General features: G+C 49.6%; 20 protein-coding genes. 10 read left to right on the forward strand and 10 right to left on the reverse strand.

What is annotated here, in order from left to right; all coding sequences use genetic code 11:
- Positions 1-494 precede the first annotated feature (494 nt).
- Positions 495-2,720 carry a cation:proton antiporter gene (locus ACFI32_RS01655; RefSeq protein WP_462624746.1) on the forward strand — a complete coding sequence of 742 codons (2,226 nt, stop codon included), beginning with the start codon at positions 495-497 and terminating at the stop codon, positions 2,718-2,720.
- Between the two features lie 111 nt (positions 2,721-2,831).
- On the opposite strand, the gene tmk is transcribed toward ACFI32_RS01655, so the two are convergent.
- The 4 genes from tmk to ACFI32_RS01675 all read right to left on the reverse strand — a co-directional run bounded on the left by tmk (position 2,832) and on the right by ACFI32_RS01675 (position 6,585).
- Positions 2,832-3,521 carry a dTMP kinase gene (gene tmk, locus ACFI32_RS01660; protein WP_462624747.1) on the reverse strand — a complete coding sequence of 230 codons (690 nt, stop codon included), beginning with the start codon at positions 3,519-3,521 and terminating at the stop codon, positions 2,832-2,834.
- A gap of 40 nt (positions 3,522-3,561) precedes the next feature.
- The gene (gene mltG / locus ACFI32_RS01665) at positions 3,562-4,851 is read right to left on the reverse strand and encodes an endolytic transglycosylase MltG (RefSeq protein ID WP_462624748.1); all 1,290 of its coding nucleotides are present in this window, start codon (positions 4,849-4,851) and stop codon (positions 3,562-3,564) included.
- 121 nt (positions 4,852-4,972) lie between these two features.
- Positions 4,973-5,893 (reverse strand): aminotransferase class IV, encoded by a 921-nt coding sequence (locus tag ACFI32_RS01670; RefSeq protein ID WP_462624749.1) that lies wholly within the window; start codon positions 5,891-5,893, stop codon positions 4,973-4,975.
- A gap of 11 nt (positions 5,894-5,904) precedes the next feature.
- Positions 5,905-6,585, reverse strand: a complete 681-nt coding sequence (locus tag ACFI32_RS01675) for a hypothetical protein (RefSeq protein ID WP_462624750.1) — start codon at positions 6,583-6,585, stop codon at positions 5,905-5,907.
- 307 nt (positions 6,586-6,892) lie between these two features.
- Here ACFI32_RS01675 and aroE point away from each other — a divergent pair, with 307 nt between their 5' ends.
- Positions 6,893-7,726 carry a shikimate dehydrogenase gene (gene aroE / locus ACFI32_RS01680; protein ID WP_462624751.1) on the forward strand — a complete coding sequence of 278 codons (834 nt, stop codon included), beginning with the start codon at positions 6,893-6,895 and terminating at the stop codon, positions 7,724-7,726.
- Positions 7,727-7,751: 25 nt separating this feature from the next.
- Here aroE and ACFI32_RS01685 read toward each other — a convergent pair whose 3' ends face one another.
- Positions 7,752-8,888: an FUSC family protein gene (locus ACFI32_RS01685; protein ID WP_462624752.1), complete on the reverse strand. Its 1,137-nt coding sequence runs from the start codon at positions 8,886-8,888 to the stop codon at positions 7,752-7,754.
- 448 nt (positions 8,889-9,336) lie between these two features.
- Here ACFI32_RS01685 and ACFI32_RS01690 point away from each other — a divergent pair, with 448 nt between their 5' ends.
- Together ACFI32_RS01690 and ACFI32_RS01695 are read left to right on the forward strand one after the other, a co-directional pair.
- Positions 9,337-11,157 (forward strand): acyl-CoA dehydrogenase C-terminal domain-containing protein, encoded by a 1,821-nt coding sequence (locus ACFI32_RS01690; protein ID WP_462624753.1) that lies wholly within the window; start codon positions 9,337-9,339, stop codon positions 11,155-11,157.
- Between the two features lie 238 nt (positions 11,158-11,395).
- Complete coding sequence (locus tag ACFI32_RS01695; protein ID WP_462624754.1) at positions 11,396-11,848, forward strand: hypothetical protein; 453 nt, start codon at positions 11,396-11,398, stop codon at positions 11,846-11,848.
- 36 nt (positions 11,849-11,884) lie between these two features.
- On the opposite strand, the gene ACFI32_RS01700 is transcribed toward ACFI32_RS01695, so the two are convergent.
- Both ACFI32_RS01700 and ybaK read right to left on the reverse strand, forming a co-directional pair.
- Positions 11,885-12,262, reverse strand: coding sequence for a 5-carboxymethyl-2-hydroxymuconate Delta-isomerase (locus ACFI32_RS01700; protein WP_462624755.1), 378 nt, complete (start codon positions 12,260-12,262; stop codon positions 11,885-11,887).
- 189 nt (positions 12,263-12,451) lie between these two features.
- Positions 12,452-12,925: a Cys-tRNA(Pro) deacylase gene (gene ybaK, locus ACFI32_RS01705; RefSeq protein ID WP_462624756.1), complete on the reverse strand. Its 474-nt coding sequence runs from the start codon at positions 12,923-12,925 to the stop codon at positions 12,452-12,454.
- Positions 12,926-13,219: 294 nt separating this feature from the next.
- Between ybaK and plsB the strand changes: the two genes are divergently transcribed.
- On the forward strand, positions 13,220-15,928 hold the full coding sequence (gene plsB, locus ACFI32_RS01710) for a glycerol-3-phosphate 1-O-acyltransferase PlsB (protein ID WP_462624757.1): 2,709 nt from the start codon (positions 13,220-13,222) through the stop codon (positions 15,926-15,928).
- Between the two features lie 117 nt (positions 15,929-16,045).
- Here the strand turns inward: plsB and ACFI32_RS01715 are convergent, their stop codons facing one another.
- Positions 16,046-17,398: a D-serine ammonia-lyase gene (locus tag ACFI32_RS01715; RefSeq protein WP_462624758.1), complete on the reverse strand. Its 1,353-nt coding sequence runs from the start codon at positions 17,396-17,398 to the stop codon at positions 16,046-16,048.
- Positions 17,399-17,451: 53 nt separating this feature from the next.
- On the opposite strand from ACFI32_RS01715, the gene ACFI32_RS01720 reads away from it, so the two are divergent.
- Both ACFI32_RS01720 and ACFI32_RS01725 read left to right on the forward strand, forming a co-directional pair.
- Entirely contained in the window at positions 17,452-17,832 is a 381-nt protein-coding gene (locus ACFI32_RS01720) for a VOC family protein (protein WP_462624759.1), read from the forward strand.
- A gap of 425 nt (positions 17,833-18,257) precedes the next feature.
- Positions 18,258-19,589 (forward strand): Kelch repeat-containing protein, encoded by a 1,332-nt coding sequence (locus tag ACFI32_RS01725; protein WP_462624760.1) that lies wholly within the window; start codon positions 18,258-18,260, stop codon positions 19,587-19,589.
- Between the two features lie 62 nt (positions 19,590-19,651).
- Here ACFI32_RS01725 and ACFI32_RS01730 read toward each other — a convergent pair whose 3' ends face one another.
- Both ACFI32_RS01730 and ettA read right to left on the reverse strand, forming a co-directional pair.
- Complete coding sequence (locus tag ACFI32_RS01730; RefSeq protein ID WP_462624761.1) at positions 19,652-20,071, reverse strand: hypothetical protein; 420 nt, start codon at positions 20,069-20,071, stop codon at positions 19,652-19,654.
- Between the two features lie 113 nt (positions 20,072-20,184).
- Positions 20,185-21,846, reverse strand: a complete 1,662-nt coding sequence (gene ettA / locus ACFI32_RS01735) for an energy-dependent translational throttle protein EttA (RefSeq protein WP_462624762.1) — start codon at positions 21,844-21,846, stop codon at positions 20,185-20,187.
- Positions 21,847-22,229: 383 nt separating this feature from the next.
- On the opposite strand from ettA, the gene ACFI32_RS01740 reads away from it, so the two are divergent.
- From ACFI32_RS01740 to ACFI32_RS01750, 3 genes are all read left to right on the forward strand, one after another.
- Positions 22,230-23,378 (forward strand): flavin reductase family protein, encoded by a 1,149-nt coding sequence (locus ACFI32_RS01740; RefSeq protein ID WP_462624763.1) that lies wholly within the window; start codon positions 22,230-22,232, stop codon positions 23,376-23,378.
- 213 nt (positions 23,379-23,591) lie between these two features.
- On the forward strand, positions 23,592-24,992 hold the full coding sequence (locus ACFI32_RS01745; RefSeq protein WP_462624764.1) for a fatty acid desaturase family protein: 1,401 nt from the start codon (positions 23,592-23,594) through the stop codon (positions 24,990-24,992).
- Positions 24,993-25,194: 202 nt separating this feature from the next.
- Positions 25,195-25,482: a GNAT family N-acetyltransferase gene (locus ACFI32_RS01750; RefSeq protein ID WP_462624765.1), complete on the forward strand. Its 288-nt coding sequence runs from the start codon at positions 25,195-25,197 to the stop codon at positions 25,480-25,482.
- Positions 25,483-25,712 lie beyond the last annotated feature (230 nt).

Below are 25,712 nucleotides of genomic sequence, written 5' to 3' on the forward strand. Positions count from 1 at the left end.
TATGATCAATGATAAAACAAGGCGATATCTACGCGGCATCATCACTATTGATGGTTATCAATATCTATCGGTAGTACATGTAACCCTGCGGGTATTATTGGTGTTGTTATGCCCTCATGGTAACGCGCAGCCTTGTTGTCCGCATTCTATTATGCCGCATAATCTGACGCATAGCTACGCACATCATAAGCCTGCCATCGCACTTTCATACGCCTAAAATAAAATCGTGATATGATGACTCATCAACTGATGTCATACACACGCAGCAGTCAGTCATCATTATTGCGTGATAGGCCCTGTCCTATACCACTGCGGTGTGTCTCGCCCGCCGCACGTTATTATCTGTTATTGTACCCAATTAGCCCTGATTACTTTGGGTGTCGTGGATTGTTTTCATTGACACTTTAAACGACCTTTGTGCCTGTGAATTATGGCAATGCGGTCACTGTCCAAAAATATATAAAGTATGTCAAGTTTATAAAAAGGATTGATTTATGGATACCGCCCTATTACTGTCTGGCGTGATTGGGATCGGCATTGCCGCCCAATGGTTGGCTTGGTATTTAAAGCAGCCATCCATTTTGTTTTTGTTATTGATTGGTATTATCGTTGGACCTGTCTTGGGTTATTTTGATCCCGACTTGGTGCTTGGTGAGCTGATGTTCCCGATCATCTCATTGGGTGTCGCGATTATTTTATTTGAAGGGTCATTGACCTTGGAGTTCGATGAGATTAAGCAGCACGGTACTGTGGTGCAAATGCTGGTCTCGGTCGGGGTAGTCATCACCATTGCAGTGGTGGCGCTGTCGACGTATTTGTTGTTCGATGTCGATCCGCTCATCGCGCTGTTGTTCGGTGCGCTGGTTTGCGTCACGGGGCCAACGGTCATCGTGCCGCTATTGCGTAGTGTCCGCCCCAACAAGACCATCTCTAACATTCTAAAGTGGGAAGGTATCATCATCGACCCGATCGGCGCGATTGCCGTGGTATTGGTCTATGAGTACATCATCTCAGGTGGTGAAGCCAGCAGTATCTTACTGTTTGCCAAAATTGTGGTCTTGGCCACGGTGCTGGGGATGGTCGGTGCGTATGTGCTCGCCTTTTTGATGCGCCGTCATATGGTGCCAGAGTATCTGAACAACGTCTTTACCCTTGCCTATGTGTTGTTGTTATTTTCGATCTCCAACCATTTAGAGCACGAGTCAGGTTTGTTAACTGTGACCGTACTGGGGGTGGCACTGGCCAACTGGCCAAAGTTCCCGCGCGATACGATTTTGGAGTTCAACGAGTCGCTGACGGTGCTGCTCATCTCAGTGCTGTTTATCATTCTGGCGGCGCGGGTGGAGTTAGAAAGTCTACTCAGCGTTGGTTTTGCAGGCTTAGTACTGCTGGCCGTAGTGATGTTTATTGCGCGTCCCTTGGCTGTGTGGGCGTCTTCTATTGGCTCTAACCTCAAGACCAGTGAAAAACTGATGATCAGCTGGATTGGCCCACGCGGTATCGTGGCGGCGGCCATTTCATCACTGTTCGCCATTCGCTTGCAAGAGTATGACATCCAAGGCGTTGAGCTTTTGGTACCGCTGGTCTTTATGGTGATCATCGGCACGGTGATGATTCAGGGCTTGGGCGCAAAAATGATCGGTAACTTACTCGGCGTACGCGAACCTGCTACCAACGGTATCCTTGTGGTCGGCTCAAACCCTGTATCGCTACTGGTTGCCACCTCCTTAAAAGAGCAAGGCTTTGATGTGGTTGTGGCACATAATAACTACACCAACATCGCTCGCGCACGCATGAGTGGTCTGCGTACTTATTTTGGTAACCCAGTATCTGACCATGCCGATCATAACCTCGATCTCATTGGTATCGGGCATCTGTTTGCCATGAGTATGGACAAGGAGCTCAATACCTTATCCGAGATTCATTACCGTCATGAATTTGGCGAACAAAAAATCTATCGCCTCAAGTTTAGTGATGAAAAAGTCAAAAACGAGCGCGACGACAAACAATCCAATTTTCATTCGCAGTGGTTATTTGGCAAAGATGTCACTTACACCAAGCTTGCCAGTATGCTGTCTAAAAAAGCACGCATCAAAATCACCAACATCACTGACAGCTACACCTTTGCGCAATACAAAGCGGATAATAAGCAATTTGTGCCTTTATATACCCTCGATAAAGAAGGTAAGCTGAACGTCATCACCGACAAATTTGATGGCAATGTACCGCGCGATCGCAAGCTGGTCGCCTTGGTGGTCGATGACGATGTACAGCCAAAGCCTGTTGACGTTACTGCCAAACAAGAGCAAGCACGCGCCATTGCCGATGCCCAATTTGAGGCAGGTGCAAAAGCCCCCGAAAAACGTCAGACCGTCGAATTGAACGATGAACAAGCCGCCACGCCAAAAGTGGACGCTGGTACAGACAATAAAGCGACAGACTCACTGCCTGTGACGCCGATCAGTAAAGCGTCTGCTGTAGCTGCCACCACCGATCCACAAACACCGGCGCAGACATCGACAACGCCTGACAACGCCAACGCCTCAGAGACGACAAACCACGGTGAAAAAAACACCAGCGCGGCGGCGCAAACCAAAGCCAACGTCCCAAAGCATAAAAAAGGCGCGTTAGACCCCAACCGCTTTCCTGATAACCATCAAGCAGCGACCAAGGACGATAAGGATGCGGACACCACAAAGGAGACGGATGAGGACAAATAATCCGCTACCGTGACAACCATGCGCCACAAAAAAGCCCCAACGATGCCTGATCGTTGGGGCTTTTTATATTGCATGACCTGTTTTGTATCACAAGGCGTTAAGTACCTGCCGTTAGTCTGCGAGGAGCTGCGCCTGTACAGCTTGCCACACGCGCGCACCGACCACCTCACTATCACCAGAAGCATCAATGTGCGCAATGCGCTCGGGGTACTGCTCAGCCTGCGCGGCAAAACCTGCGCGCACACGGTTAAAAAAACTCAGTGCTTCTTGTTCAAAGCGATCGGCCACGCCGCGCTTGCCGGCACGTACCATGCCCTCTTGCACAGGCAAATCTAACCACAGGGTCAGATCTGGCTGACAGGGCACAAACTGCGCCATCAAGCTATCAATCTTCGCCAGTACGGTAGGGTCTGCATCGGTGCGGCCATAGCCTTGATAGGCGATGGTCGAATCAATGAAGCGATCGCACACGACCCATGCGCCGCGTTTGAGTGCAGGCATGATGACCTGCTTGACATGGTCACAGCGCGCCGCAAACAGCAGCAGCAGCTCCGTGTCATCATCAATGTCTGTGCTTGGATCAAGCAGCATGGCGCGCAAGTTTTCTGCAAATGGGCTACCACCCGGCTCACGCGTGCGCACATAGTCGATACCTACCGCCTGCAAGCGCGCGCATAAGGCATTAATAGCCGTGGTTTTACCCACGCCCTCAGTCCCCTCAAAGCTGATAAAACGGGGGGCACTGTCAGCCGCGCCAGTTATCAAATGTTGGCTTGGCGTGTTGCTCAGTGGGGCTGACATAGTAAAACCTTATATAACCGGTACAAAAATAGATGCGCGTTTATGGCGCTGCTTGGTTCTTTTTCTCACGCATCACTTTTAGATAGTCTCTAACCGCGCTGTTGTGCGCCGCCAAGCTGTTGGTAAATTTGTGACCGCCATTGCCTGTGGCCACGAAATACAGCGCGTCACTATCGGCAGGATGCAGCGTGGCTTCAATCGAAGCGGCCGAAGGTAAGGAGATTGGCGTTGGCGGTAGGCCATCGATTTGATACGTATTATAAGCGGTTTTTTCATCAATATCACGGCGGCGAATATTACCATCATATCGGCTACCCATACCATAAATAATGGTTGGGTCCGTTTGCAGGCGCATGCCTTTTTTCAAGCGGTTATTAAACACCGCCGATACTAACGGACGCTCATCAGGAACGCTGGTTTCTTTTTCGATGATCGAAGCCATAATCAATGCTTCATAAGGGCTGTTATAAGGCAAGTCGGGGGCGCGATTTTCCCATGCTTTGGTTAGCGCATCTTGTTGGCGTTTGTATAGATCGGTCAATATCTGCTTGTCAGTAGCACCTTCGCCGTAATAATAGGTATCAGGAGTAAACCAGCCTTCAAGGTTGTGATTGACAATAGGATCGCTACTGTTTACGACCGCCTCAGGCAACACGCCTGCCAAGTCCAATTGCTGGGCAATGCTGGCATTGTCAGTATCTTCGCCGCTCAGTACTGTTTTTTCAATGTCCTTGGTGTCTCGCAAGGTTTGATACAGATCTTTTGAGGTTTTGCCTTCGATGATTTGTACTTTCACCATCGCCACTTTGGCACCTTGCTGAAGCACTTGTAGTGTTTCGGCAATGGTAGGGTTTTCAGGCAGCTGATAAATACCAGCATGTAGCGGCGCATTGACCTGCGACTTGATATAGAGCTTGGCAATGCCAGTCGAAAACAAGGTGATCTGCTGCTGCCACTCTGGCAACAAACCATAATAAGTATCGCCTTGTTCAATGGTCACCATCTGCTGCGGCTGAGTGAGGCGTCCAAACAAAGTCTGATAAACCATCACCAATAAAAATACGGCAATAAGCCCTAGTACCAACAATATTTGATACCCACGCTGCATAAAAAAAGACGGGTTGTCCTTTTTGTAGCGGCGCGGTTTGCCCTTAGCACTAATCAACGAGATGTCCGTAGCAGGTGCTTTGTCATCATTACCCCCTTCATGGCTTGCTGTTATTGGTTCTGAGGCATGCTCACTATCCGCACGCTGCGGCGTAGTACGGTCTTGGCTTGACGGCTGGTGATTGGGACGATCAGAAGAATTATCAGAAGTCGGTTTGCTCATGGCAACTCGCGGGGCAAAGGTTTGCTAGAATTTAGCATTGAACGGTGCGATTTTCAATGAGATTTGCTTTATCTTGTTCATTTTCATCCATTATTTGACGCTCTATTTTTGGCGTACTGACTTAAAATCTCACCGTGCCTGTCGCCAATTGCAGCGTATGAATAGGAATAATGCCGCGTGCCGCATTGCAAAAAAACAGCGCCTGCAGTCTGGGCAAATCTGCATCATCAAGCGCACGCTTAATAACAGGGTAGCCCGTATCCGCCAAGCCGTCGATAAGCACTTGCCGCTGCACTCCTGCCACGCCCGATTGGGTCAATGGCGGTGTGTACCACTGACCATGCAGTAGCCTATCCGTGCTACTTTTTGAGCCATCGATTTGATCTTGCGCTGTATGGTCTCGCAGTTGATAAAAGACGTTACTCATCGTACCTTCGACCCACTGCCCCGTCATATCACGTACCAACCCTTCCGCAATCTCAGGATCAGCCGCTTTTAAGGATTGCAGTTCAGCACTGGCTAAGACATTATCAAGGCAATTGAGGCTTTTTAGGCCAACAAGTGGCGGCGGCACACAAGCCAGCTGCGCGCGCAAACATACCGCTTGAGCGACTGGCTGCACGCGTACGCGACCTGTATTTGGCAGGTTAATAAACGTGGTATCAGGCGGGGTGGTGACCGTTGTTTTGAGCCATGCCATGACTGCACTACCACTGACTGCTGGGGCAAAGCCGTAACCACGTATGGGCTGCGGCGCGCGCGTGATGATCAGCTTAAACACACCATAGTCGAAGCGCTGCGCGATCTGCTGCACCTCTGCCCACAAGTCATCTATAGCCACATCCAGCTGCAAGGCGGCAGCATGGGTGGTGATGCGCTTGACATGATACGCGGCCCAGTCAATGCAGCCATCGGTGACCGACATGGTGGTAAAAAAACCGTCACCATAGGCCAGCCCTCTATTGTCAAGGTCGAAGGTCAGTTCAGTGACAGCTGAGTTATTGGGCAGCAGACATACCCAGTCTAAGGCAGTAGTAGTCATCGGTTGCGCGCTTAGACACCTGATTTGTTAAGGATCAGCATACAGCTATAAAACTCGCATTTTGCCAGTTCAACCTGTTGTCCACCCACGGCTTTATTTTTGGTGATTTGTCCGTTGAGCATATCCACGAACAGCTGCTCCCCTTCATTTCCCATCAGCTGGCGCGCCAGTTTATAGGCTTTTTTGGCATGGTCTTGGCTTAGGGCTTTTTCTGCGTCCGAATCGGTAGGGTTGGCATAGTACCAGCCAATCTCTAAATAGCGCTCTGAGTCAATGACATCCAAATAAGGGGCATCAGTGGCCATAAAGCGAAATTTGGTCGCAGGATTACTGGCATAGTCTAAGCTGTTTTCATCGGTGCTCTCAACCTTGCCAAAAGTCGCTTTGATGCTTTCCAAATCATCAAGCGCGAGCGGTTCTACACTCTCTTTACTCCATGCTGCCACGTCATAACGCACGGTGCTGCCTTGTCCTGCGGCAGTGGCTCCATCCATATCGCCTTGTTGTTCACTGTCTGGATTGGTACTGGGTGTGGTTTCTATCTTGGTATCAGGCGCTTGTTCAGCGTCGTCCTTCGTCTGCGTATTGGTGTCGTCAGTTGTATCTTGCATGGGTGCTTCACAGGCACTCAGTGACGCACCCACCGCTATTGTTAAACCAAGCAATAGGGTCTTTAAAGGGGTGTTCGGCATGGGTCATTTACTCACACTTTGGGGTGATCTTAAACTATCATCAGCGGGCGGGTATAGCGGCGCGGACGCTAAAGCAAGTGGCGGTTTGGTGGCTGACCTGCGAGCCACTACCGCTCAGTAGTTGCCGCTATTGGTCAGTCCCTACAGTGTACCCAACTGCCCAGCGGTTGACCACCCTTTACGTTACCAGTAACGCTCGCGGTAGCTACAAATTTGTTAAAGACTTGATTATGCCTTAAGATAAGTGGACTCTTTGGCGCAGCGTTGCTCGCGTCTATCACTATTTTTGATACAGGTTATCTTGCGTATGCCTCAGCATTTTATCGTTATTGGCAACCCCATTGCCCACAGCAAATCTCCTGAGATTCATCATGTGTTTGGCAGACAAGCAGGTATCGATGTGCGCTATCAACGCCAGTACTGCCCCGATAATGCAGAGAGTTTTTGTGCCGTGGTGGCGGCTTTTTTTCATGGCGGCGGCGTGGGCGCTAACGTGACGGTGCCTTTTAAGCAAGTCGCTTATGAGCAGTGCCGTGCCAATGGTCAATTGTCTGAACATGCCAAGGTTGCAGGCGCAGTCAATACCCTGCTACAGCAAGATGGCAAACTCTATGGCGACAACACCGATGGTCAAGGATTGGTCAATCATATTCGCCGTCTTGGCTGGACGCTTGATGGCACGCGAGTGGCTCTGATTGGCGCAGGTGGCGCGGCGCGTGGGGTGGTATTGCCGCTACTACAGGCAGGCGTCTCTGAGCTGACCATTGCCAACCGCACACCCAGTAAAGCAGTAGCACTGGTGGATGCATTAAGCGCTGCCAGTCCCGTCATTGCTAAGCAGCACATTACCACTTGCGCCACGGGCGAGCTACGCGGCCGCTTTGATATCATCATCAATGCCACCTCAATTGGGCTTTCAGGTGAGCGCTTGCCGCTGGCGGATGACCTGCACGGTGATCATGCGTATGACATGATGTATGGTCGCGAGCTGCCTTTTTTGAAGCATTTTTCTGACCAAGGCGCGCAGACCTCCGAAGGCTACGGCATGCTGATCGGCCAAGCGGCGCTCAGCTTTGAGCGCTGGACAGGACAGACGGTTGATGTGACTGCGGCGCGCGCCACACTGAGCGCACAGGGCTAATTCCGTTACACTCAGCCAGCTGCCATTACGATAAAGGTCGAAACTTAGCGAGCAGCCAATTTTCAATACGGCGTAGCGGTGGGCGAATGGCCAAAGTATGCATCACCATACCGCCGCCCAAGCCAATCAAGCAGCCAAGCGCCGTATCGACCAAGCGCAGATGTATGACCTTATGGCTGTCCGCCGCGCCAAATGATGCCCCGATACCATATTCCACAATAAAGATGGTCAACGGGGTAATCATCACCACTGCCAAACCATAATGTCGATCTATCCACGACTCAATAAACACCATCATCAGCAAAATGAGCAGCGCCACACTCCACGGGGACAACTGCCACGACAACAGCTGTGCCGCCAGAAAAGTACCCGCCAGCGTACCCAGCATACGGTGTAACTGCTTGATCCAAATCGTCCGCAGATGAATACCTTGGATGATAATAAAGCAGCTGACCATCACCCAATAAGGATTGGGCATCTCCAGTACTAAAGCGATCGCCATGGCCACACTAACAAAAAAGGTAATCATCAAACTTTCAATAATCGTCTCAGGCTCATAGCGGCACTCTGGCGCAGGCGCGCTCGGCTGTCTGAGCAACAAAAATACCGAATATAAAAGCGCCATCAATAGTGCAAAACCGCTACCGAGCATCATGAGCCCCACGGCTGGCATCACCTGTGTCAAAGGCATGGGAATAAACAGCGCAATCGTGCCTGCCATCAGCACAAACAGTCCAGCAGGCGGCGGCTGACGGTAATAGCGCCCGAACATACATAGCCCAAAGGTCAGCACAATCACCAACGGCAGGCGCAATATCGGCAGCTGCTGGGCGATAAGACCCAGCGCAAAGCACAGCACCATGCCAAAGCCCCATGCCATGACCGTGACCAAGCGATGCCCTAAATTTCCCACCAAAGGGAGATTGAGAATAATCATCGCACCCAGCGTGGCCTTAATCCCTGCCGCTAACGCCCCAAAATACACCCCCACAAATACGGGAAAACTGATGGTAATGGCCGTAATCAGCGGCATGTGCCATGGCCGGCGGCTTTTATTGACCGTCAGCAGATGGGCGGCCTCACCGCGAAAAAAATGCTTGAGCATGGTCATTAGCGACCAGCGTTCATGCTGGTGCGACGATTTGTCCTGCGGGCTTGTCATAACAAATTCCAATAGTCCAATAGGTTCGATATAAGGTCAGCGTGGCGAGTGGTCATCCCATTAGTGCAGGTGAGGCGCGAGGCGCAAAGTAACATGCTAAAAAGTAACAGGCTGATATGACGCTTGTGTACGGTGTGGCACACAGTCACCATGAAATGCACTGAATAATCACGCTTAACCTTGACTCACTTTGTTTTAAATGAAAGCAATAATAAAACTTATAGTAATAGCTTAATATTTAATACATGAATATTAGTAATACCTAGTATATTTGTCAGATTATAATATCTATACTGAAATCAACATTTGGCTACGTTACCCTATGGAGTAGGCGTCTAACCAAACAACAATCAACCATTATTATGCGCTGCTTTAGAATTGCCGTTTGTATCATTACCGCCAGCGCTGCCATCTATCAACAATAACAACCACATAAAAGAGACTGACTATGCTAACTTACAAAGCTCCGCTACGTGATATGAAGTTCCTCATCAATGATGTGTTTGACTTTCAAACCCACTACAAAGATTTGGATAACGGTGAAAACGCCGATCCTGAAACCGTCGACATGATTTTGCAAAGCATGGCAGATTTTGCCGAAAACGTCCTTGCGCCCATCTATCAAGATGCCGATGCTGAAGGCTGTCATTTTGAAAACGGCGAGGTGACCACTCCCAAAGGTTTTAAAGAAGCCTATGAGCAATTTGTCGAAGGCGGCTGGCAAGGGATTTCATACCCTGAGCAGTACGGCGGCATGAACCTGCCCATGTCCTTAAACCTTATCAAAGCCGAAATGATCGGTACCGCCAACTGGCCGTGGTCCATGTATCCAGGCCTGTCTACAGGTTGTATCAATACCTTGATGCAATACGGCAGCGAAGAACAAAAAGAAACCTACTTGCACAAACTGGTCGAAGGCTCATGGTCAGGTACCATGTGTTTGACTGAGCCACAATGTGGTACAGACTTAGGTCAGGTCAAATCCAAAGCCATCCCACAAGAAGACGGCAGCTATGCGCTGAGCGGTACCAAAATCTTCATCTCAAGTGGCGAGCATGACATGACTGAAAACATCATTCATATCGTGCTTGCTCGACTGCCCGATGCCCCAAGCGGCACACGCGGGATCTCACTATTTATCGTACCCAAATTCCTACCAACGGCTGAAGGTGAACTGGGTGAACGTAACGGCGTGACCTGCGGCTCAATTGAGCACAAAATGGGTATCAGCTCATCAGCCACTTGTGTCTTAAACTTTGATGCGGCCAAGGGTTACTTGATCGGTGAACCGAACAAAGGCCTAAAAGCCATGTTTACCTTTATGAACACCGCCCGTATTGGCACAGGTATTGAAGGCCTAGCCCATACTGAACTGTCGTTCCAAAACGCTTTGCCTTATGCCAAAGAGCGCCGCTCTATGCGGGCCCTATCAGGTACCAAAGACCCTGATAAAGCTGCCGATGCCATCATTCATCATGCCGATGTGCGCCGTATGCTGCTCATCCAAAAATCCTTTGCCGAAGGCGGCCGTTCCATGATTTATCATGCCGCACGCTACGCGGATAAGATGGCGCAAGGCGTGGCCAATGGCGACGATGATGAATTTGAAAAATGGGATGACAAATTGGGCTTTTATACCCCAATTCTCAAAGGCTTCTTAACCGAACTTGGTATCGAAGCGGCCAAGCACGGCCAGCAAATCTATGGCGGTCACGGCTATATCAAAGAGTGGGGCATGGAGCTGATCGCCCGTGATGCACGTATCGCGACCATGTACGAAGGCACCACTGGCGTCCAAGCGCTGGATCTACTCGGACGTAAAGTCATCTTGCAATCAAAAGGTAAAATCATCCGTGATTATACCTCAAGCATCATGAAATGGTGCGGCGAGTATGCCCTTGATAAGGACATGCGCAAGTTTGTTTGGGCACTGACCAAGCTGTGCGCCGAGTGGAACACCCTCACCGTGCGCCTCATGCTCATGGCTCGTAAAGACCGTGAAATCATCTCGGCGGCCTCTGATGACTTCCTAATGTATTCAGGCTACGTGATGATGGGCTATCACTGGGCGCGCATGGCCGCTGTCGCCTATGAAAAACTTGAAAACGGCGGCACAGAAGCGCCCGAATTCTACACTGCCAAAGTGCAAACCGCTGAGTTTTACTTTGACAAAATCTTGCCACGCACCTCAGGCCACGCTGAAGGCATGGTCGCGCCAAGCGAGAGCATGACATCGATGGAAATCGACCACTTTGCCTTTTTAGACTAAAGACTAAAGTGCCAAAAACCACTGGATTGTGATCACAAAAAGCGCTCATTGATTGAGCGCTTTTTTTGTGCCAAAAATGATACCACTCACCGTAAATAAGCAAGGTGTGAGTAAGCAGCAGGCTGCATTCACCAAAACCCATCGCTTGGGTACAAAGCGCCATTATTACCGTACTGACAGTAACAGAATAGCAGCCTACACTATAGTAAATAAAGCAACTAACAGGCAGGCGCCGTTTATGTCATCTCCATTATCTCATATACGATCAATAGCAGGCGTCAGTAGCGCGCTACTGTTGACCATGGGCTTGGTCACAACCAACGCTCAAGCCGCTGACACCATTCATTTTGATAAAGGGCATATCAGCCAGCATGTGACAGGCACACTGTCGCCCAAAGAAAACGACAACTGGTATCAATTTAATGCCAGCGCCAACCAATACGTGGTGATTAACCTCGCGCCCTTAGCAGGCACCGTCGATACCGCCAATGTTGGCGTGCTCCATATGCCTGATGGCAGCTATGACGGCAACAAAGGCGGCATCATCTATCAAGGCTGTCTGCCCAGCACGGGCACATACCAACTGCGTATCGCCCGCAACCTGATGGCAACTAATGGCAAAACCGCAGGCTATGATGCCGAAGTGGTTATCTTGCCCAAATACGACAGCAAAGCGTTGTGCGATACCTAACCTGCAACGTGTCTTATGTTTTTGATGGTTGTTTATCTATGGCGTGCCCATGACTTTTTTGTGATAGGTTGGGCTGATTTCGCTCACCTCGACACACAGTTGTATCTGTACGCGTCCTGACTGTTCCGGTGTCAATAAGTCTTCTAACTTAGCGAGCAGCTGAGCAGCAATGGCGTTTTTGGCCTCCTCACTGCGTCCGACCATGATCTTTATCTCGATATAAACATAGCCAAAGCGCTGCTCGTCATCATCTGTGCCGACCAAAAAGGTATCAATAGGTAGAATGCGTGCTTTGATATCACTTTTATTTTTGACTTCACCACTGTCCCACAGGGTTTGGCAGAGGTCTTTTAACAGTGATTCTTCATGAGAAATATGTACGTTGGGCGTGGCTTGCACAATTAAATGTGGCATGGATTTTCCTTTTAGGAGGTGGTGTATACATGGTTATAGTCGATACAAAACAAAAAGAATAGAACAAAATGGCAAGGCGCGCATAAAGTTGGTGATGCGGTACTGTGCTCACGCTAGGTGCTTCTGCCGATATTAAAAAATAACGTTCAATTTGGCGTTACTGTTTTTATAAAGAAATAACCCTATCATTTAGGCCATATCAGTAATGTCAGCAAAGGATGCTTTGAGGGTACGCGCCAAGTCGTTGGGTGCCAGCGCAATCTCAAGGCCGCGCTTGCCAGCACTGACATAGATGGTTTCAAGCGCCTGCGCACTGTCGTCAATAACAGTCGGCAAACGCTTTTTTTGTCCCAGTGGGCTGACGCCGCCGAGCACATAGCCTGTGCTGCGCTCGACTTGTTTGGGGTCAGCCATCTGCGCCTTTTTGCAGCCGAGCGCTTTGGCTATTTTTTTAAAATTAAGCGTGTTTTCTACAGGCAAAACCGCCACAGCCAACTGATGTTGATCGGTTGCGACGACCAACGTCTTAAACACCAGATTCGCCGCCACGCCCAGTTTTTCAGCCGCTTCTAACCCATATGAAGGCGCTTTTGGGTCGTGGGTGTATTCACAAATTTGGTAATCAAGGCCGCGTTTTTTGGCAAGTAAAATGGCTGGGGTCATGGCTGCACACACAAAGTTATCGAATAAAAAGATCAAACAAGCATTATCAGCTTCTCTTTCATCTTACCGAACAATCACAGGCAGCGAAATGCTTTTTTAGCAAAAATACCGATCCGCCTGACGATCTGTTCGTTGTCCGCTGTGTGTCGTTGTCTGACTGTCTATGAATACCCCTCATAAAACTGCAAACATCTATTAGCAAATATTTAAGACAGATAAACAGTGCATATATCGCTTTTCTCGCTTTTATGGCATCATAACCGCATTATATTTTATAAAGTTTGACGCTTGATTATGATACCGAAGTTTCTCAAAAAACGCCTTGCTAAACCCTCTGCGGACAAGAAGACTGGCTCAGCAGCCATCAAGCCGTACTCAAACCCGCCCATCAATCAGCTGTATCGCAAGCTGTCTGGGCAGGCGCTTGATGTGGCGGTAAAGGCCAAGCATTTGGGCGAGCTACCAACGTTTGATAATGACGATCAAACCCTCACCTTTTATGTACTGCAAGAGTATTCACGCTCCAACAGTATCTTGATTGACTTGCAGACCAAAGAGCACAAATTGCCGCCCGCTTTGGTCGGAGTAAAGGACACGGTTTATCAACTCAATGAAAATGCGGCGATTATCTTTTTGCATCACCCCAAAGGCAAAGACAGCGCCGTATCCCCGCGCCTGTCACGACTGGTGAACGCCACGCTGCAGCATCCTGAGCTACAGATACAGCTGGTGCCCGTATCCATCTTGTGGGGACGCGCTCCCGAAAAAGAAGACTCGCTGTTTAAGCTGCTAATGACCGACAACTGGCAAGATCCCAGCATCGCCAAGCAGTTGTTTAATATCGGGGTAATGGGACGAGACACGTTCGTCCAGTTCCATGCCCCGCAAAACCTGCGCCACTTGATTCATGAGACGCTAGAAGTCGATGTTGATGATGCCCCTGTTCCTGCTGCGACGCCTGACGCTGACGCCAATGCCGAACCAAGTCGCCTATCTGCGGGTACTTTGGTGCCCAGCGTGGACGCCAACCGTCAGCTGGTACACACCTTGCAGCTACAGCTGAATGTCTATCTGGATAAGCAGCGCGCCAGTATGCTGGGGCCTGACTTATCTGACCGCCGCAACTTGGTCGATAAGCTGGTCTACTCCCCAGCCATTCAACATGCGGCGCAAAAAGAAGCTGACGAGACGGGCGTCACGGTTCGCGAGGCACGAGCCCTTGCCAAGCGCTATGCCAATGAGATGGTCAATGACTACTCCTACCCCATCATTCGCGTGTTTGAGCGCTTTTTGACGTGGCTGTGGACGCAGCTGTATGACGGCGTGGATGTGCATCATTTTGAGCGTGTGCGTGAGCTGGCAACCGATCACGAAATCATCTATGTGCCGTGTCATCGCAGTCATGTTGACTATTTGCTGCTGTCTTACGTGATTTATAAACGTGGCCTTAGCATTCCTTATGTGGCTGCAGGCGACAACCTAGACGTGCCTGTCTTAGGCCCCTTACTGCGCGGCGCGGTGGCGTTTTTTATTCGCCGCAGCTTCCGTGGCAACCACCTCTATACCGCCGTATTGCGCGAGTATATGCACACCCTTATTACCCGCCACACGCCGATTGAATACTTTATCGAAGGTGGGCGCTCACGTTCAGGCCGTCTATTGCCGCCGAAGATGGGTATGCTGGCCATGACCGTACACAGCCAGCTGCGCCAGATGAACAAGCCTGTGGTGTTTATCCCCACCTATATTGGCTATGAGCGCATTATGGAAGGCGGCACCTATGTTGGCGAGCTAAAAGGCAAACCAAAAGAGTCCGAATCATTGGTCGGTCTGCTCAAAGTCAGCCGCAAAATCGAGCGTATCTTTGGCCATGTGCATTTAAGCTTTGGCACGCCGCTACATTTAAGCGATTTTATGGACAAGTTTGATGTCAGCGCCGACAGCTTGCCGCACGATCGTACCGACACGCCGTTTGATGACAATGCCAGCGCCATGGTTGACAACATCGGTGTCAAAATCATGCAAAACATCAATAAGGCAGCGGTGGTCAACCCTGTCTCCTTACTGTCCTTGGTGCTATTGTCTTCACCAAAAGCGGCGCTTGATGAAGAGATTTGCCGTGAACAAATCGCCCTATATCAAGGTATTGCGCGCCAGATTCCTTATGCTGATGACACCATCGTTACCGATATGAGCCCGCAACAAATCATTGATTATGGTATCAAGCTCAAATTGATTGAGCGCACACCGCATATTTTGGGTGACATCATTCAGGTGGTCGGCAAACAAGCGCCGCTGCTCAGCTATTTCCGTAACAACATTTTGCACGTGTTTATTTTACTGTCGTTCCTTGCGGCACTCGTGGCGCGCAATGGTCGCATACAGCGTGACCGCCTAGATGACATCGTCGCCCAGCTGTACCCGTTTTTACAAAGTGAGCTGTTTTTACATTATCCCGCGCATGGCTTGATTGAGACGCTCAATCAAAAAATTGACAACCTCATCACACACGGGTTGATCGTTGATTTGGGTAATGGCATGCTCGGCGCACCTGAGGCCAATAGCAGTAACTATCAACAATTAGAAGTGCTGGCCGCGCCTGTGGAACAAAGCCTAGAGCGCTACTTTATGACCTTGGCGCTACTCGCGCAGCAAGGCTCAGGCAACCTCACTGCCGAAGAAGTGGTCGATCTGTGTCATCTGCTCGGGCAGCGCTTGTCGGTGCTGTATGCTGATGACATTCCCGACTTCTTTGATCGCGCCTTGTTTATCAGCTTTGTGAATGCGCTGATTCGCCTCGATTATTTACAAAAAGAGGAGGATACTGGCGTGCTCACTTTCGATCAGCGCATCAACGACATCGCCCATCATGCCAAATACGTGCTCAACCCCGATATGATGCAAATTTTGCAGCAAGTGGCGAGTCTTGAAGATGCCGAAATCGCCCATGCCATCACCGAGATCAGCAATAAGAAACAGCGTAAATTTGGCCGTAAGCGTTAGGACAATTTGCGACTGAGTTATTAACCACCTGCAAAGCCATAAAAAAGACCGCTAATGATGAGCGGTCTTTTTTTGTACGATGGCTAATCATCTCATGACACAAAGCACTGCCGTACGCTACAGCAGGCTTTTTCCTTTTTGATAATAGTTAAGGTGCGCTTCACTGGGTACCATATTGCCGCCCGTTGCCCACACAATATGCGTCGCTTGGTTGAGCTTATCCGTTAATCCGTGGTGCGCCAGATACGCTGTACCTTTGGTGAGGACGTTGAAAACACCAGGCGCGCCTGCCAATGCCGAAGGCTCTAAATCTATGCCTTCACTGTCATGCATCAAGGCCAACAGGCGGTATAGATCGTCATCCTCCACCGTGTAAATACCGCTGAGCAGCGGCGCCATCACCTGACCGACAAAGGCGGAGGGGCGACCGACCGCCAGACCATCGGCACAGGTTTTGTTATCAATACCCAAATCCTGCACGCTTATACCATCATGTAAACCCGTATACATACCGATAAGCATGCACGGAGAATGGGTAGGCTCAGCAAAAAAGCAATGTACATTGTCCCCAAAAATTTGCTTTAAACCAAAGGCCACGCCGCCAGGGCCACCGCCAACACCGCACGGCAGATAAACAAACAGCGGCTGCTCGTGATCCACCTGAATACCTTGCTCGTCCAGCTGCTGTTTTAGGCGCTCAGCAGCGACGCTATAGCCAAGGAACAGATCTTGAGAATTTTCATCATCGATAAAGTGGCAACGCGGGGTTTGCTCAGCCTCAATCCGCCCTTGTTCAACGGCTTTGCTATAGTCATCTTGATGCTCGACAACGCGGACGCCCTTGCCTCGCAGCAAGTCTTTTTTCCATTGACGGGCATCGGCCGACATGTGCACGGTCACTTGAAAGCCAAGCTGCGCGCCCATAATGCCGATACTCAAACCAAGATTGCCCGTTGAGCCGACCACGATGCTGTGCGTGGCAAAGACCGCTTGGCAAGCAGCGCTATCGAGTGTTTGATAGTTGTCCTCTAGGGCTAATAGACCTGAGTCAATCGCGACTGATTCTGCATACTTGAGCACCTCATAGACCCCGCCGCGCGCTTTAATCGAACCTGAAATCGGCAGATGGCTGTCACATTTAAGCAGTAAACGCCCAAGCATGGGATGACCATAAAAGGTTTGTAGCGCTTGCTGCATGTTTGGAATAGTGCGTAATGGCGATTCGATAATGCCATTACTTGCCGCCGTCTCAGAGAATACGCTGGCAATATAAGGGGCAAAACGCTTTAAGCGCTCGGATGCGTCCGCGATATCATCCAAGCCAAGCGGCAGAGTAGGTGCTGCCTCTGCAAAAGGCTGCCACTTGGGGTTCAACCAGCACAGCGGCTTGGTGGCTGTGATCGTCTTTAGTAGCGGATGGGTGTGATATAAATGTTCTATCGTTGCTTGCTGGGATGCTTTAGTCGTCATAAATTACGCTCGTATAAGATGTTTTACTATCAATAATACCGAAGGAAGATGCCATGGACATACTAAAGCTTGACCATTTTGTTTTAACCGTAAAAAATCTACAGCACACTATTGATTTTTATACCAAGGTGCTGGGTATGACCGAAGTGCGTTTTGGTGTAGAACGTGTCGCCTTGATGCATGGTCAACAGAAAATCAACCTGCATGAGCTGGGCAATGAGTTTGAGCCCAAAGCACAAAATGTCAAAGCAGGTAGCGCCGATTTGTGCTTTATCACCACCACGCCCTTAGCCGATGCCATGACCCATGTGCGTGAGCAAGGTGTTGACGTGCTCGAAGGTCCTGTAGCGCGAACAGGTGCGCAAGGCGCAATTATGTCATTTTACTTTCGTGACCCTGATGGCAATTTAATCGAAGTCTCCAATTATTCATAAATAACGCTTAAATAGTCAAAAAATTTGTGCGTAAAGAAAGACCGCTCATCATTAGCGGTCTTTTCTATTCAGTGCCAATATACCAAAGAGTGGTATTGGTTGGTCATCTTCTTATACTTAGCACGCTTAGGCGTGGCGTCATCACCCATCGTTTTTTACGATAAGCTTCAAGCTCAGCATAGTTGCCATCAAGCCATGCTAGACCTTCTTCTTCAGATAAGGTCGTTACCTGTAAGCCCTTCTTTTAATGTGTCTATTATGATGGGCCAGCCAATATTGACACCAAAATCATCACGCGACGGTTTTATTTATCCCAAATTCTGCTAAGATAGCCAAACACAGATGAGCAATTATGATTGTCTGTGCGGCCTTATGCCACACATTAACCAGACCCCCTGCCTGTCGTCACGCTGCGACAGCCTTATATGACGCTATATTTTTATCAAGTCAGTGCTACGCCTTTATTCAACACGCCTTATCTACCACAATCTCACAACCTATATCTTCCCAAGATACCCCGTTCCACCTTTGTCTTATCGCCCTATATCAGGCCTGAGTCCCCTTATCCCATACCACCAGCATCGGTGCCTATACTCGCCAGACATACCAAAAACCACCATTGCTATGCGGATCTGCAAACGCTGGACTTACCGCAGACACGCGACTTTTTATTGAGCTATCACGCGTTTAAACATCCAGTATTTGGTATGCAAAACCCCACGGCAGTCACCAATCCGTTTTACCAATGGGTGGTCACACACGATTTGTCAGCGTGGGAGGTTGAGCAATACATCATTGATGGTCATCGTCCTAGCGAACATCAAATCGCCAAACCCATGTGGTGCCAAGCGCGAATGGGGCAAACCCGCACGCTGTTGCCTGATGGTCGTATCGTCTTGATCGGCGGCGAGTTTGAAGACAGCTACGATCCCAATTTTTGTATTTACAATGACGTGACCGTGATTTGTCCCGACGGTGGTATCACTGTTTACAAGTATCCCAAAGCGGTATTTGCGCCGACCGACTTTCACACCGCCACCTTGGTCGGTGAGGACATTATCATCATTGGCGCATTGGGCTACCCTGAAGACCGCCAGTACAGCCATACACCTGTTTACCGTCTTGATACCCGCAGCTTTAAGATCAGCCAAGTTGCCACCCGCAACAGCATGGGCTGGGTTCATGGACATCAGGCGCGGTTAAAAGACAATCGTATTGTGGTTACAGGCGGTGAGGTTGTGATGGATGATACTGCGCCGCTACTGCGTAATCTCGACACGTGGGTGCTCAATCTCAATACCCTGATTTGGAAAAATATGACCACCCTTGCACGCAAGTGGCAGCATTTTTATGTCAAACGACAAGATAATGAGTATTTGCACCTTTGGTACTATGCGCAGCTGGCGGAGGCGATGGAAATGCAAGACCATGCGCGAGCACAGCAATATACTAATATCATTGAAACCCATACTGGCAAAATGCCAAATATCGCCAGTTATCAGCAGCTATTGGTGCCGCCCATTGATCATGAGGTGGCTTCTACGATGGATGATGTCAATACGTCTAGCTATGACGAGACGGTGCTGTATATCGATGGCATTAAGATCCGCTACCAATGCGAATATGACGACTGTATTCAAGTCATTATCGAAGGCAAATTGCCTGATGATAAGCTTGAACTGCTGCAACAAAATCTACGCCACAAGCTATCAAAAATAGAGCATATGGCGTGTGACGTGGTCGATGTTTGGCTGTAAATTTTTTAACCATATCAAAGCCAAAAGTCACTAAGCCGTAGCCCCTCTTAGCGACTAAGTCATTAAGCTTGGTCGCTTTTGGCGAATGTTGCTAAGAGTGTTTGCTTAAAAAACCCAATTATTTTAAAAAAAACCAATAGCATCAACATATAACCAACCGCAAATACAGCGCCTGTGATTGGCGCAAGCGCTCTCCCTGTATCTGATACCACGCGCCTCATCGCCGCTCGCTGTGCTTCATTGATTTCGTCAGCAGTAAAAATACCATTGTTATCCACATCAAAGGCATCAAGTGCCGCGCGCAAATGCGCATTGGTAAAGTACACGCCACCTTGAATCAATAACCAAATCAAAATCGCGCCAATAAAAAACACTTGCCAAGTGCGCAGACGAGTGACTTTTGAAAACTGATGTCGATAAACCACAATGATCGGCAATACCATCGTTGCAACCATAAATAACCGCGCGACTGTCTCAAGCATCTTTGCCACCTCATCCTTTTTAGACCATAAAAAAGGCGTAACCTGCGTTACGCCTTTTATCAATATACCTGATCGTTTGTTTAGGGCATATCCCTAGCAGATGACCTAAAAAATTACTTTGTAATCTTCTTATACTTCATGCGCTTAGGGCCTGCGTCCGCACCCAACTGCTTTTTGCGATACGCTTCAAACTCAGTATAGTTACCGTCAAACCAAGTTGGACCTTCTTCTTCAAAGGCCAAGATATGGGTGGCGATACGGTCAAGGAACCAGCGATCATGCGAGACCACCATGACCGTGCCTGGGAAGACCTGTACCGCGTCTTCAAGTGCGCGCAAGGTTTCGATATCCAAATCGTTCGACGGCTCATCGAGGAGTAATACGTTCGCGCCTTGCTTCAGGGTTTTTGCCAATTGCAGACGGTTACGCTCACCACCTGATAGCTGACCGACACGTTTTTGCTGGTCTTGACCCTTAAAGTTAAAGCGACCGATATAGGCTCGGCTTGGCGTGGTGTATTCACCAACGGTGATGATGTCCAAACCGTCAGAGACTTCTTCCCACACGGTTTTGCTGTCATCCAGATTGTCGCGTACCTGACCGACGTAGGCGACCTCAACACTTTCGCCAAGGTCTACTGAACCCGTATTTGGCTCATCTTTGCCTGTGATCATGTTAAACAGAGTGGTTTTACCTGCACCGTTTGGCCCAATGATACCGACGATAGCACCGGCTGGGACATTAAAGCTGAGGTCTTCGTAAAGCAAACGATCATCAAAAGATTTTGAGATGTTGTTGACCTCAATCACTTTGTTACCAAGGCGTGGACCGGGTGGAATATAGATTTCGGCGGTCTCATTGCGCTGCTGGAACTCTTTTGAATTCAGCTCTTCAAAGCGCTGAACACGTGATTTTGACTTGGCTTGTTGGCCTTTTTGATTTTTACGAATCCACTCAAGCTCCTTTTTCAAGGCTTTGGCAAACGACTCTTCTTGCTTCTGCTGCTGCTCTAAGCGCTTGTTCTTTTGCTCCAGCCACTCAGTATAGTTGCCTTCATAAGGGAAGCCTTGGCCACGGTCAAGCTCCAAGATCCACTGCGCCACATTGTCAAGGAAATAGCGATCATGGGTAATGGCCACGATCGTACCGCTATAGTTTTGCAAGAACTGCTCAAGCCATGCAACAGACTCAGCGTCCAAATGGTTGGTCGGTTCGTCAAGTAATAGCATGTCAGGGCGAGACAGTAGCAAACGGCAAAGCGCAACACGGCGTTTTTCACCACCTGATAATTTGCTGACATCCGCATCCCATGCAGGCAAACGCAAGGCATCAGCAGCTTTTTCCAGCTGGGTATTTAGGTTGTGCGCATCCCATGACTGGATGATGTCTTCCATTTTGCCTTGCTCTTCAGCAAGTTTGTCAAAGTCAGCATCTGGCTCAGCGTATTCAGCATAGATGGCATCAAGGCGCGCCAGTGCATCCAGCGCTTCGCGCATGCCATCTTCGACATTACCGCGCACGTCTTTGCTGTTATCAAGCTGCGGTTCCTGCGGCAGATAACCGACCTTGGTGCCCGTTTGTGCACGCGCTTCACCGCTATATTCGGTATCGACGCCTGCCATAATGCGTAGCAAGGTCGATTTACCCGCACCGTTAATACCGAGGACACCAATTTTGGCACCAGGGAAAAACGATAGGTTGATGTTTTTTAGGATCTCACGCTTAGGTGGAACAAGTTTTGACACGTTGTTCATCGTGTAGATATATTGTGCCATTAGCACTCCAATAGACGATATAAAAGAAGGCAGCGCCTGCCTGAATCAGTGAAACGGCGCGGGCAGTGCCTTGTTATAAGAGTTGTACATTGTTTTGCATTATCGCATTGTGGCGGGGGCGCTGCAAGCTGAGTGGCCGTTTTCGCGCGCCTTTTGCGACAAAGTCATCCTCAGAAAAACAGCGGTGCTAAGAACAACAAGCCCGCTCACCATGTCAAAAAACTCAGCAGCAAACCTGTAAAGGTACACATGCCCTTAACCACCCAATAAGGATTGTCTCAGGAACAGCACAAAAAATTGCAGCAAACCTTTCGCTATACGCGACGATACACGGTAGCATGATAATAACACTACCACACAGATAAGTAAGAGGTATAACGACGATGACGACTGGCTATCGCCCTGAACTGGTGCAAAGTGCCTTTTTGCATTTTATGGGTGCGCGATTGCAGCCGTTTTGGTCAAAAACCCAGCCACGCCTGCGCCTGATTGCGCGCCACACGCTGAGTGCCGACTTGGTGGCGCTGCAGTTTACGCCCAATGCTGCCTTTAAGCAGCAAGGCAGCTGGCAAGGTGGGCAGCATGTGACGCTGAGTGTCTTGATAAATGGTATTTATCATCAGCGCAGTTATTCGCTACTCGGATTACCCAAGCGGTCTGCATGGCACGGGGCAAGCCATAAACCGGTCACATCGCAGGCCAATAGCATCACCATCGCCATCAAGCCGCAGGGGTTGGTATCCCATTACCTTACCAAGCAAGCGGCCATCGGTACGATCGTGGATACCACCTTGCCAAGTGGGTCGTTTACACTGCCTCCACTGCCTCAGGAACAGCCGAATCAGCCCCTTGCGCCGCTGCTCTTTATCGCGGGTGGTAGCGGTATCACCCCGATGCTGGGATTGATCGAGCAGGCATTGGCTATCGGCCATGCAGTGACGCTGCTGTCTTATCAGCGTACATCAGTGCTTGCGCATCATTGGGCGCATGTTCGCCAGCAGTATCCTCGCTTTTCTTATCACCTGATCAACACCAATGACCCGACCACTTATTTGGCAGGCACGCGCCATATTGAGGCAGCGGTGCTGCTGGCACTGGATCTGCCACTGTCCACGATCAAAATTTTCGCCTGTGGCGCACCGTCTCTATTGGCAGGTTTGAGGCGCGCCGCTGATACCATTACCAGTCAGCAAACGGATGGCAGACTACTGCGCGACCATATAGTCGTTGAGCAGTTTGATAATCATCCTGTCACTGATGAGCCACAAGATCATAGTGGTACTGAACAAACCATTTATCTGCGCAGTCGTCAGCGCTCATTTGTCAGTCGCAGTACCCTACTCAGCGCGGCGACGCAAGTAGGCATTGCGCTACCTTACGGTTGTCGTCAGGGCATTTGCCATATGTGCCGCTGCAACAAAGTCAGCGGCGTGGTCAAAAACACCCAAACTGGTCAGCTTAGCCATGATGGCTTTGAGCCCATCCAGACCTGTATTAGTGTTGCGATGACCGATGTGGTGCTAGATGTCTAAATGACGTCTAAATGATGTTTACGTGAGACCTAGATGAGATATAAGTTTTATGAGACCCAAGTTTTATGAGACCTAAGTTTCGATTTCTCACTGTTGCTGTCTTGACACTCTTGACACTGACGCCGTTTGGCACTGCCCATTTTTTAAAACGACTGACCCTGCATGTGATATTAAGCCGTTAAGCGCTTTTATTGATAGGGTTAAGGATAATTTATGCGTACCGTACCACCTTTATTTACCGCCATGTCAGCTGGGTTTGTTCCAGCGCCCCAGTCGCCGCCTGCGACGACCACAAAGGTCGATGCTCAGACGACTGCTCCTTACCCAATCCTCGATAAAACACCGTTATCCACCGACCAAGCCGATGCATTAGCGGCAGAACTCGATACCCTCTATCACACGGTCATGAGTTCACTAGATGGTGATGACGCACGCTATATTCAGCGCGTCTATGCAGGCGTGGTCTATAGTGAGCTACTGGCACGCGTGCTACTGGCTGGTGCAGGGCGTATGTCTGGTCGCCGTAGCCGCTGGGGGACGTGGCTGGCAGGTACAGCACTGCTCAGCGTTAGTAAAATCGTCAACAATATGGAACTTGGGCACAATGTGATGCACGGACAATACGACTGGATGCAGCACCCGCATCTGAACAGTCAGCGCTTTGATTGGGACATTGTCTGCCCTGCGCCATTGTGGCAACACTCTCACAACTACCTACACCATACCTTTACCAATATCGTTGGCCGCGACCATGACGTTGGCTATCATTTGATTCGGGTCACGGACGAGCAGCCATGGACGCCCAGCGACCGCTATAACCCACTCAAAACCACGATATTGGCCTTGGGTTTTGAATGGGCGGTCGCCTTTCATGACATTCAGATCAGCGTTGATGAATACGCTGATGATCCTGAAATTCACCGCATCATGCAACCCAAAGCGCGTGCGTTGTTTGCCAAACTTGGTAGACAAGTGGGTAAAGACTATCTTGCCTTGCCTGTCGCGGCGTACGTTTTTCTAGGGCGCAGCAGTGCCCAAACCACGCTGACAGGCAATATCGCCGCCAATATCGCACGCAACCTTTGGACGTGGGCGATCATCTTTTGTGGTCACCTGACTGAGCAGGCGCACATTTATACCCACCTTGCAGATGATGAGCGTAAAGGCGACTGGTATGTGCGCCAGATCCTCGGCTCTAGTAATCTAAAAGGCGGCCGTATTTTTCATTTTTTAACTGGCAACCTATCGCATCAGATTGAGCATCATATCTTCCCCGACATGCCTGCGCACCGCTACGCCAGTATTGCGCCACAAGTACAGCAGATTTGTGAGCGCTACCAGCTGCCATACAACACTGGCCGCTTTAGCACCCAGTTTCGCCAAGTGCTCAAGCGTATCTGGCACTTTAGCCAGCCAAGCGCGAGCGAATGGCAAGCACATTTGGCCGCAGGTACTCAGCAGGCAAAGTCTGCTGAGCCCAGTCTCAACGAGCCACTACAACAATCAGCAGCGTCTGGCCGCTCACGCATAACCAAAAAAATCGCTGCTGCCACACGCCGTCTTGATCGTTACTTGCCCTCTGTCGTGCGCCAAGCGCTTTATTATGCGCGCTAAGGCGTTACGCTGCATGGTGGTAGCGCGCTGATGCTGCTGATACGCATAAAAAACGATAACACTTGTTCTATCTTTGCTTACTTTAAGCTACGCGAAGTCACTGGCAACGCGTAGTGGTATCACGCATAATAAAGCTACTTTAAGCGTTTGCCACACAACAATAAAACGAGCTAAAAATATAATAAATCAAAGGAATAACACCATGAGTACCGATATCCAACCTGACATCACGCACAACCAAACCGCCAATCGTTTTGAAACCACTATTGAGGGTCAAACTGGCTATATCAGTTATCAAGAGCGCGGCGACACTCTCGTCTATGACCATACCATCGTGCCACCCTCCCTTGGCGGTCAAGGCGTTGGTTCGGCACTGGTCAAACATGCGTTAGAATATGCGCGCAGCAATGATAAAAAGGTTGTCCCGCAGTGCTCTTTTGTGGCATCTTATATCAAGCAGCACCCTGACTATCAGTCACTGGTCAAATAACGGTCAGCCTGCCCAATCACGCATCCAAAATCGCCAGCTTTTGTGTCTTAACACAGAATTGCCCGCCTATTTGCCTGCTGTCTTTGTGCACATATGTCAGACATATGTGTCAAGATATCATGTATAGGTGGGTTTTTTGCCCTCTATCCGCTTTGCAACTTGCATGGGATAGTGCATGGCCAGTCATTGACGGATTTTTGCTTGCGCCACCATATGGCGCAACCTTATAC

It is taken from the genome of Psychrobacter sp. PSi21, assembly GCF_054960615.1.